The organism is Streptomyces laculatispora, from assembly GCF_017353455.1.
GTDB classification, from domain to species: domain Bacteria; phylum Actinomycetota; class Actinomycetes; order Streptomycetales; family Streptomycetaceae; genus Streptomyces; species Streptomyces laculatispora.
The window spans coordinates 1-9,264 of the sequence record NZ_JAFMPZ010000114.1; the positions used below are offsets into that span (position 1 = coordinate 1).

Annotated in this window: 6 protein-coding genes and 1 pseudogene; 6 read left to right on the forward strand and 1 reads right to left on the reverse strand. The window is 69.9% G+C overall.

Features of this window, described 5'->3' with window-relative positions; genetic code table 11:
• From J1C73_RS06855 to J1C73_RS06870, 4 genes are all read left to right on the forward strand, one after another.
• On the forward strand, window positions 1–1,862 hold a 1,862-nt coding region (locus J1C73_RS06855; RefSeq protein ID WP_207315546.1), incomplete at its 5' end, for an IucA/IucC family protein.
• A gap of 65 nt (window positions 1,863–1,927) precedes the next feature.
• The gene (locus J1C73_RS06860) at window positions 1,928–2,662 is read left to right on the forward strand and encodes a GNAT family N-acetyltransferase (protein ID WP_307797620.1); all 735 of its coding nucleotides are present in this window, start codon (window positions 1,928–1,930) and stop codon (window positions 2,660–2,662) included.
• A 60-nt stretch (window positions 2,663–2,722) separates the two neighbouring features.
• Window positions 2,723–4,654, forward strand: a complete 1,932-nt coding sequence (locus tag J1C73_RS06865; RefSeq protein WP_207315548.1) for an IucA/IucC family protein — start codon at window positions 2,723–2,725, stop codon at window positions 4,652–4,654.
• Between the two features lie 50 nt (window positions 4,655–4,704).
• Window positions 4,705–6,675 (forward strand): ATP-dependent DNA helicase, encoded by a 1,971-nt coding sequence (locus J1C73_RS06870; protein WP_207315549.1) that lies wholly within the window; start codon window positions 4,705–4,707, stop codon window positions 6,673–6,675.
• An 82-nt stretch (window positions 6,676–6,757) separates the two neighbouring features.
• Here the strand turns inward: J1C73_RS06870 and lexA are convergent, their stop codons facing one another.
• Window positions 6,758–7,552, reverse strand: a complete 795-nt coding sequence (gene lexA / locus J1C73_RS06875) for a transcriptional repressor LexA (protein ID WP_123462787.1) — start codon at window positions 7,550–7,552, stop codon at window positions 6,758–6,760.
• A 519-nt stretch (window positions 7,553–8,071) separates the two neighbouring features.
• Between lexA and nrdR the strand changes: the two genes are divergently transcribed.
• Both nrdR and J1C73_RS06885 read left to right on the forward strand, forming a co-directional pair.
• Window positions 8,072–8,584, forward strand: coding sequence for a transcriptional regulator NrdR (gene nrdR, locus J1C73_RS06880; RefSeq protein WP_073737717.1), 513 nt, complete (start codon window positions 8,072–8,074; stop codon window positions 8,582–8,584).
• Between the two features lie 158 nt (window positions 8,585–8,742).
• Window positions 8,743–9,264, forward strand: a pseudogene (locus tag J1C73_RS06885) (vitamin B12-dependent ribonucleotide reductase); the annotation flags it as partial.

Here is a 9,264-nt window from a genome sequence, read left to right on the forward strand (position 1 = left end):
GCCCTCCCTCCACCCACCACCGCGCAGAGGCCGGAACAACCGGCCACCTCGCTGTCGAGTCGACGACCGTGCCGCGCCAGAAGGAGATGCCGCACGGTCAGTGGTACGCCTCCCTGGCAACGCCCGCCTGCCCGGCACCGGCCGCCGACCCCCTGGACCACCCGGACCCGCTCCGGGCCGCGGATGCCGCAGGCATCGAGAACCTGCTGCGCTGCTGGGTCCGCGAATGCGACCTGCCCCGCCCGGAGGGGGAGACCCTCCGCATTCCGCTGCCCGCGAGCGGAACCGCCCTGCTCGTCCCCCTCCGCCACTGGTCGGCCACGGGCTGGCACCGCTTCGGCGCGCCCGTCCTGGAACAGGCACCCGACGGGGCGCCCACCACGGACGCCGTCACCGTCGCCGCTCTCCTGGGTCGCGAGGCCGACCACAACGAGGGCGCCGACATGGTCGCCAGGGTGGCCGACTCGGTACGGCGAACCGCCGGATTCATCGACGGGCAACGCCGCCGCCCCACTGCTCCCGCCGAGGCCGACCTCTTCCTCACCGCGGAGCAGTCACTTCTCCTCGGACATCCTCTCCACCCCTCTCCCAAAAGCCGCGAAGGTCTCTCCGACTCCGAATCCCGCCTCTACTCACCCGAGTCGCACGGCTCCTTCCGCCTCCACTGGATGGCCGTCGACCGGTCCGTACTGGCAGCCGACTCCGCATGGACCGACCAGGGCCGTCCGGTGCCGGCGACGGAACTCGTGGCCCGGCACGCCGAAGGACTGCGATTCCCCGAGCACACCGCGCTGATTCCGCTCCACCCCTGGCAGGCCCGGGAACTGGGGAACCGGCCCGAGGTCGCCGCTCTGCTCGACGTCGGACTCGTGCACGATCTGGGGCCGTACGGCGCGCGTTGGCACCCCACCTCGTCGGTGCGCACCGTGCAACGGCCCGGCGTCGACACCATGCTGAAGCTCTCGCTCGGCCTGCGCATCACCAACTCCCGCCGCGAGAACCTCCGTAAGGAACTCCACCGGGGGGTGGAGGTCCACCGTCTGCTGCGCAGCGGACTCGCCACCCAGTTGCACCTGGCCCAACCCGGCTTCGACATCGTCCGGGACCCCGCCTGGCTCGCGGTCGACACTCCGGACGGCGAGCCCGTCCACGGCTTCGACGTCATGCTGCGCCACAACCCGTTCGACCGGCACGACGACGCGGTCTGCATCGCCGGGCTCACCGCGCCGCGCCCCTGGCCGGACCGGGCGGGCATGCGCTCACGCCTCGCCGAAATCGTCCGCCGGCTCGCCACCGGCACCGGACGGACCACGACCGCCGTCGCCGCCGAGTGGTTCCTGCGCTACCTGGACCGTGTCGTCCGGCCGGTGCTCTGGCTCGACGCACACGCCGGGGTCGCCCTCGAAGCCCACCAGCAGAACACCCTGGTCATGCTCGACGCGGAAGGCTGGCCGGTCGGCGGCCGCTACCGCGACAATCAGGGCTACTACTTCCGCGAGTCACACCGCGCGGCACTTGAGCGCAGGCTCCCCGGCATCGGATCGGTCAGCGACACCTTCGTCTCCGATGCCGTCACCGACGAGCGCTTCGCGTACTACCTCGGCATCAACAACGTGTTCGGACTGATCGGAGCGTTCGGTGCCCAGCAGCTCGCCGACGAACACATGCTCCTTGCCGCCTTCCGCCGGTTCCTGGGAGCGGCCACCGGGCTGGGATCCCCGCTCCCCGCGCATCTGCTGGAAACGCCGCGCCTGCGCTGCAAGGCCAACATGCTGACCCGGCTGCACGGCCTCGATGAACTCGTCGGCCCCGTCGACACTCAGTCCGTCTACGTCACCATCACCAACCCGCTCTGCGGCTGACGGAATCCCGCTGGGTGCCCGATGGAACCTCGTCGTCCGAAATGCTGAGAGAGGAGAGCATCACCGTGCCTCCCACGGATGCGCACGCCGGCCCCGGTACCGGCCCTGCCCCCCAGGCCGGTACGGGTGCCGAGGACACAGTGGATCTACAGCTCACCGATGAACTCCTCGCGTTCCTGGCGCAGGACACACCCGGCACACCCGTGACCGAGCACGGCGCGGGCGTCTGCGAGCTGCTCGACCGGCCGGGCGAGTGGAAGCCCGTCACCACGCCGGCCGGAGTGTTCCAGCTCGTTCCCGTACGGCTGGAGCGCGACCTCGCGGTGATCAGCCGCTGGATGAACGACCCGGCCGTCGCGGCGTTCTGGGAACTCGACGGAGCCGCATCCGTCACAGCGGAGCATCTGATGCCCCAACTCGACGGCGACGGACGCAGCCTCCCCTGTCTGGGGGTGCTGTCAGGGGTCCCCATGAGCTATTGGGAGATCTACCGCGCCGACCTGGACCCGTTGGCGCGCCATTACCCCGCCCGCCCGCATGACACCGGAATCCACCTCCTCATCGGTGAAGTGAACAGCCGCGGCCACGGAGTCGGCACCACGCTGCTCCGGGCCGCCTCCGACCTCGTACTCGACAACCGGCCCCTGTGCACACGAGTCGTCGCCGAACCGGATCTCCGCAATACCCCTTCCGTCTCCGCCTTTCTCAGCGCCGGATTCCGCTTCTCCGCGGAGGTCGAACTCCCGGACAAGCGGGCCGCGCTGATGATCCGCGACCGAGCCCACCGTGCCCAGCTGTGAACCATCCGCCGCCTTCTCCACACCGCTCGAACCCCATCGGTTCCGTCCCGAGGAGTGCCCGTGCCCAAATACCCTGTGAGCCATGATTCAGCGGAGTCGCCCGCGCAACTCAGCACTCCAGAACTGAACCGGGCGGTGTGGGACCGAGCCGCCGCCCGGATGCTTGCGAAGATGCTCGGCGAATTCGCCTACGAGGAAGTCATCCAGCCGGTTCCGCGATCCGCCGGGGGCGATACGTACACCCTCGTGCTGGACGACGGCGGAAGCCTGATCTTCACGGCCGGGCGGGGGGTCTACGGCAGCTGGCGGGTCGCCCCCGACTCGATCCGTGAGGCGACCACCGCCGAGACCGAGGCGGACGCACTCGGTGCGCCCCCGGCCGAAGCACCCGCCGCACCCGGTCCCGACGCACCCGCCGAGCACACCGGCCCGCCCCGGGACCGCGTCCCCGCCGGCGTCCCCTTCCGCGACCCGCTGCTCTTCCTCGCCCGCGCCCGCCGTCTCCTCGGGCTCGACGGCGCCACCCTCGGCCACCTCGTCCGCGAGCTCACCACCACGCTCACCGCCGACGCCCGCCTCGACCACAGCGCGCTCGCCGTCGCCGAGCTGGCCGACCTCGACTACGCGGAACTCGAAGGACACCAGACCGGCCACCCCTGGATCGTCGCCAACAAAGGGCGGCTCGGATTCTCCGCCACCGACGCGTCCCGCTTCACCCCCGAGGCCCGCAAGCCGGTCAGGCTGCCCTGGATCGCGGTCTCCTCCCGGATCGCCGCCTACCGGGGCGTGTCCTCGCTCGCCACCGCGGAGCAGCTCTACGCCCAGGAGCTCGACCCCGAGGTTCGCGAGTCCTTCGCCGCCGCCCTCCGTGCCCGAGACCTCGACCCCGACGGCTACTACTGTCTGCCCGTCCACCCTTGGCAGTGGGACGAATGGATCGTTCCGCTGTTCGCCCCGGCCATCGCCGCGGGCGACATCGTCCCGCTGCACGCCGACCCGGACCTGCGGCTGCCGCAGCAGTCCATCCGTACCTTCGTCAACCTGGAGCGGCCCGACCGGCACACCGTCAAACTGCCGTTGTCGATCCTCAACACGCTGGTCTGGCGCGGACTCCCGACCGAACGCACCCTCGCGGCCCCCGCCGTCACCGGCTGGGTCCAGGGGCTGCGCGACAGCGATCCCTTCCTGCGTGACACCTGCGGCGTCATCCTGCTCGGCGAGGTGGCATCGGTCACGGTCGAGCACCCGCTGTACGACCACCTCCCCGAGACGCCGTACCAGTTCAAGGAGATCCTCGGCGCGATCTGGCGCGAGCCCCTCCTCCCGCGTCTGGCGCCCGGCGAGCGCGCCCGCACCCTCGCCTCACTGCTGCTCACCGATCCCCAGGGCCGTGCCTTCACCGCCGAGCTGGTCGCCCGCTCGGGACTGCCCCCCACCGTGTGGCTGACCCGGCTCTTCGCCGCGCTCCTTCCGCCGCTGCTGCACTTCCTCTACCGCTACGGCACCGTGTTCTCGCCGCACGGCGAGAACGCCATCGTCGTCTTCGACGGCCAGGACGTGCCCGTCCGTCTGGCGATCAAGGACTTCGTGGACGACGTGAACATCAGCGCCCGGCCGCTGCCGGAGCACGACACCATGCCGCACGACGTACGCCGCGTCCTGCTCACCGAGGAGCCCGCCTTCCTCACCCAGTTCATCCACTCGGGGCTCTTCACCGGCGTCTTCCGCTTCCTCTCCCCGCTCTGCGAGGAGCAGCTGGGCGTCCCGGAGGCCGAATTCTGGTCACTCGTCCGGACGGAGATCCTGCGCCACCACGCCCGTTTTCCCGAGCTGAAGGACAGGTTCGAGATGTTCGACATGCTGACGCCGCGCATCGAACGCCTCTGCCTGAACCGCAACCGCCTGCATCTGGACGGCTACCGGGACCGACCCGAGCGACCGCACGCGGCGGTCCACGGCACGGTGCCCAACCCGCTCCACCCCTCCGCGTGAGGCCGGGAGTGATCGCCGCTGTCAGTGGCGCCCCGTAGGCTGGTCAGGCTATGACGAAGCCATCCCTCCCCGAGCTCCTGCACGCCGCCGTGACCGCCGTCGGCGGTACGGAGCGGCCCGGTCAGGCCGCCATGGCCGACGCCGTCGCCGGGGCCGTAGACGACCATTCCCACCTGCTCGTCCAGGCCGGTACCGGCACGGGTAAATCGCTCGGCTACCTGGTGCCCGCCCTGGCGCACGGCGAGCGCGTCGTGGTGGCCACGGCGACCCTGGCCCTCCAGCGCCAGCTGGTGGAGCGGGACCTGCCGCGTACGGTCGACGCCCTGCATCCGCTGCTGCGCCGCCGCCCTCAGTTCGCGATGCTCAAGGGCCGGTCGAACTACCTCTGCCTGCATCGCCTCCACGAAGGAGTGCCGCAGGAGGAGGAAGAGGGGCTCTTCGACCAGTTCGAGGCCGCTGCCCCGTCGAGCAAGCTCGGTCAGGACCTGCTGCGGATGCGGGACTGGGCGGACGAGACGGAGACCGGCGACCGTGACGACCTCACCCCGGGTGTCTCCGACCGTGCCTGGGCGCAGATCTCCGTCTCCTCGCGCGAGTGCCTGGGCGCCAGCAAGTGCGCGTACGGGGCGGAGTGCTTCGCCGAACAGGCCCGTGAGCGGGCGAAGCTCGCCGATGTGGTGGTCACCAACCACGCGCTCCTCGCCATCGACGCCATCGAGGGCGCCCCGGTGCTCCCGCAGCACGAGGTGCTGATCGTCGACGAGGCCCATGAGCTGGTCTCCAGGGTCACCGGCGTGGCCACCGGCGAGCTCACCCCCGGCCAGGTCGGCCGCGCGGTGCGGCGCGCGGCGAAGCTGGTCAACGAGAAGGCCGCCGACGCGCTGCAGAGCGCGTCGGAAGGTTTCGAGCGCGTGATGGAGCTGGCGCTTCCGGGCCGTCTGGAGGAGGTGCCGGAGGATCTGGGATACGCGCTGATGGCCCTGCGCGACGCGGCGCGTACGGTGATCTCCGCCCTGGGCTCCACCCGGGACAAGTCCGTCCAGGACGAGGACGCCGTCCGCAAGCAGGCACTGGCCTCGGTGGAGACCATCCACGGTGTCGCCGAACGCATCACGCAGGGGTCCGAGTACGACGTCGTCTGGTACGAACGCCATGACCGCTTCGGTGCCTCCGTGCGGGTCGCCCCGCTCTCCGTCTCCGGACTGCTGCGCGAGAAGCTCTTCACCGACCGCTCCGTCGTACTCACCTCGGCCACGCTGAAGCTCGGCGGCGATTTCAACGGGGTGGGCGCGTCACTCGGGCTCGCCCCCGAAGGCACCGCCGGTGACGACATCCCGCAGTGGAAGGGGCTCGACGTCGGCTCGCCCTTCGACTACCCGAAGCAGGGAATCCTGTACGTCGCCCGGCATCTGGCGACACCCGGCCGGGAGGGCTCCCGCACCGACATGCTGGACGAGCTCGCCGAGCTGGTGGAGGCCGCGGGCGGCCGCACACTGGGGCTGTTCTCCTCCATGCGGGCCGCCCAGGCGGCCGCCGAGGAGCTGCGGGGCCGGCTGGAGAGGCCGATCCTGCTCCAGGGCGAGGAGACACTGGGGGAGCTGATCAAGAATTTCGCGGCCTCCCCGGAGACCTGCCTCTTCGGCACGCTCTCGCTCTGGCAGGGCGTGGACGTCCCCGGGGCGAGCTGTCAGCTGGTGGTCATGGACCGGATTCCGTTCCCCCGACCCGACGACCCGCTGATGAGCGCGCGCCAGAAGGCGGTCGAGGAAGCGGGGGGCAACGGTTTCATGGCGGTCGCGGCGACACACGCCGCGCTGCTGATGGCGCAGGGCGCCGGCCGACTCGTCCGTGCCACGGGCGACAAGGGCGTCGTCGCGGTGCTCGATCCGCGCCTCGCCAATGCCCGGTACGGGAGCTATCTGCGCGCCTCGCTCCCCGACTTCTGGTACACGACCGACCGCAACCAGACGCGTCGCTCGCTCGCCGCGATCGACGCCGCCGCGAAGGCCGAGGAGAAGTAGTTCCGTACGGGGAAGGGTCGCACGGACGGGGCCCCGGGATCGGCTGTACCGATCCCGGGGCCCCGTCGGAGCAGGCGAGACTTCACACCCGCCGCAGCACCGCCACGACCTTGCCGAGGATGGTCGCCTCGTCGCCGGGGATCGGCTGGTACGCGGAGTTGTGGGGGAGCAGCCAGACATGACCGTCCTCCCGCTTGAAGCGCTTGACCGTGGCCTCGCCCTCCAGCATCGCCGCCACGATGTCGCCGTTCTCCGCCACGGGCTGGCGTCGGACGGTGACCCAGTCCCCGTCGCAGATCGCCGCTTCGATCATCGAGTCGCCGACGACCTTCAGTACGAAGAGCTCTCCGTCACCGACCAGCTGGCGGGGGAGCGGAAAGACGTCCTCGACGGATTCCTCGGCGAGGATCGGACCACCGGCCGCGATCCGGCCGACCAGCGGCACATAGGAAGCCGCCGGCTTCCCCGTGGTGTCCGTGGGCTGTGTGCTGGGCTGATCCGAACCGCGCACCTCGTACGCCCGGGGGCGGTGAGGGTCGCGGCGCAGGAATCCCTTGCGCTCCAGAGCCATGAGCTGATGCGCGACGGAGGACGTACTGGAAAGGCCCACCGCCTGACCGATCTCCCGCATCGACGGGGGGTATCCCCGCCGCTGCACGGAGTCCCGGATGACCTCGATCACTCGCCGCTGCCGGTCCGTGAGCCCAGAGCTGTCCGCTCGGATTCCAGGAGGTCGCCCGGGCAGCGAGCGCGCTGGGCGCGCGGGCTCGGGTCCCTCCGTGTTCGTGACTGAGTCATTCATGGCATGCACCGGCTCGAGTCGGCTCTGGGAGCGGTCCTGGGCAGTGATGATGGCACTGTCTGCGGTGGTGGTCACGTCGGCCCCTCTCGAATGGTCTCCCTAGCTGCACAACGGTAGTAGCTTTCGAAAGGTTGCGCCAAACACACGTTCGAGTGAAAAACAAATAAAAGCCTGTTGGGCGTTCATTGCTGGGTGTATGAGCGAAGCCGAGACGTGCGCCGCCCGCCGTCGGGTCGAACGGCAATTCGGACCATTACGGTAGCGTTCGCGGCCGCGGCGGCGCCGCGCGGGGTCGCCGTCCGGTCTCCTCGCGCCCTGGAAGCCGCCGCCCCGCAATCAGTGGAGCCGCGCGCTTCCCGTACCCTCGTGCTCGGTCGTAACGCTGCCTTCCGGCCGCCCGTGACGCGCGACACGCGCTAGGGCCAAATGTGCGGCCAAACCCAATATCTAGTGGTTCGATTGTTCCAGCCGCCCAGAAGTTGTGGTCCCCGTCCTTCGGGGGTGCGGTCATCGCCTATGCTTGAGACTGCTTCGAAGGCCCTCGCGGGGCCTGAAGAGGCCATTCAGTCGTGCTGTGAAGGAGGGTTGGGAGCCATGCACTGCCCCTTCTGCAGGCACCCCGACAGCCGGGTCGTCGACAGTCGCACCACCGACGACGGGACCTCGATCCGCCGGCGCCGTCAGTGCCCCGACTGCTCCCGCCGTTTCACGACGGTGGAGACCTGCTCGCTCATGGTGGTGAAGCGCAGCGGCGTGACCGAGCCCTTCAGCCGCACCAAGGTCATCTCCGGGGTGCGCAAGGCGTGCCAGGGGCGGCCGGTCACCGAGGACGCCCTCGCCAAACTCGGCCAGCGGGTCGAGGAGGCGGTGCGTGCCACCGGCAGCGCCGAGCTGACGACGCACGACGTGGGGCTGGCCATTCTCGGCCCCCTGCAGGAACTCGACCTGGTCGCGTACCTGCGGTTCGCATCCGTGTACCGGGCGTTCAACAGTCTCGAAGACTTCGAGGCCGCCATCGTGGAACTCCGCGAGCAGCGGCCTCCCGTAGAAGGATGCGGGACCGGCGAGACCCTTGAGGTCCCCGTTCCCGCCGTCGCCGCCGACTGAGCGGCGCAGGCCGATCGTCGCCGGTCCGCGGACCGGTGACGATCGGCACACAGACCTGCTCCGGATGCCCTGAGCGGCGTCCGAAGTACCAGACACACACTGTGCCCGGGGAAGTTCTCGGCACTTCAGGGCGTTTTTGCCCACATATGGGAGGCGGCATGACAGAGACGGCGAGCGGCCCGGCACGAGGTTCCCGCAACAAGGGAACCAAGTCGACTGCGACCAAGCAGGGCCTGCGTATCGAGCGCATTCACACCACCCCCGGCGTGCATCCGTACGACGAGGTGGCGTGGGAGCGCCGTGACGTCGTCATGACCAACTGGCGCGACGGCTCGATCAACTTCGAGCAGCGTGGCGTCGAGTTCCCCGACTTCTGGTCGGTGAACGCGGTCAACATCGTCACCAGCAAGTACTTCCGCGGGGCCGTAGGCACCCCGCAGCGCGAGACCGGTCTGCGACAGCTCATCGACCGGATCGTGAAGACCTACCGGAAGGCCGGCGAGGACTTCGACTACTTCGCCTCTCCGGCGGACGCGGACATCTTCGAGCACGAGCTGGCGTACGCCCTCCTGCACCAGATCTTCAGCTTCAACTCACCGGTCTGGTTCAACGTGGGCACGCCCCAGCCGCAGCAGGTCTCCGCCTGCTTCATCCTGGCCGTCGACGACTCCATGGAGTCG

Coding starts and splice junctions, on each gene's coding strand:
- nrdR (WP_073737717.1), top strand. CDS start 8,072: ATGCACTGCCCCTTCTGCAGGCACCCCGACAGCCGGGTCGTCGACAGT.
- J1C73_RS06870 (WP_207315549.1), top strand. CDS start 4,705: ATGACGAAGCCATCCCTCCCCGAGCTCCTGCACGCCGCCGTGACCGCC.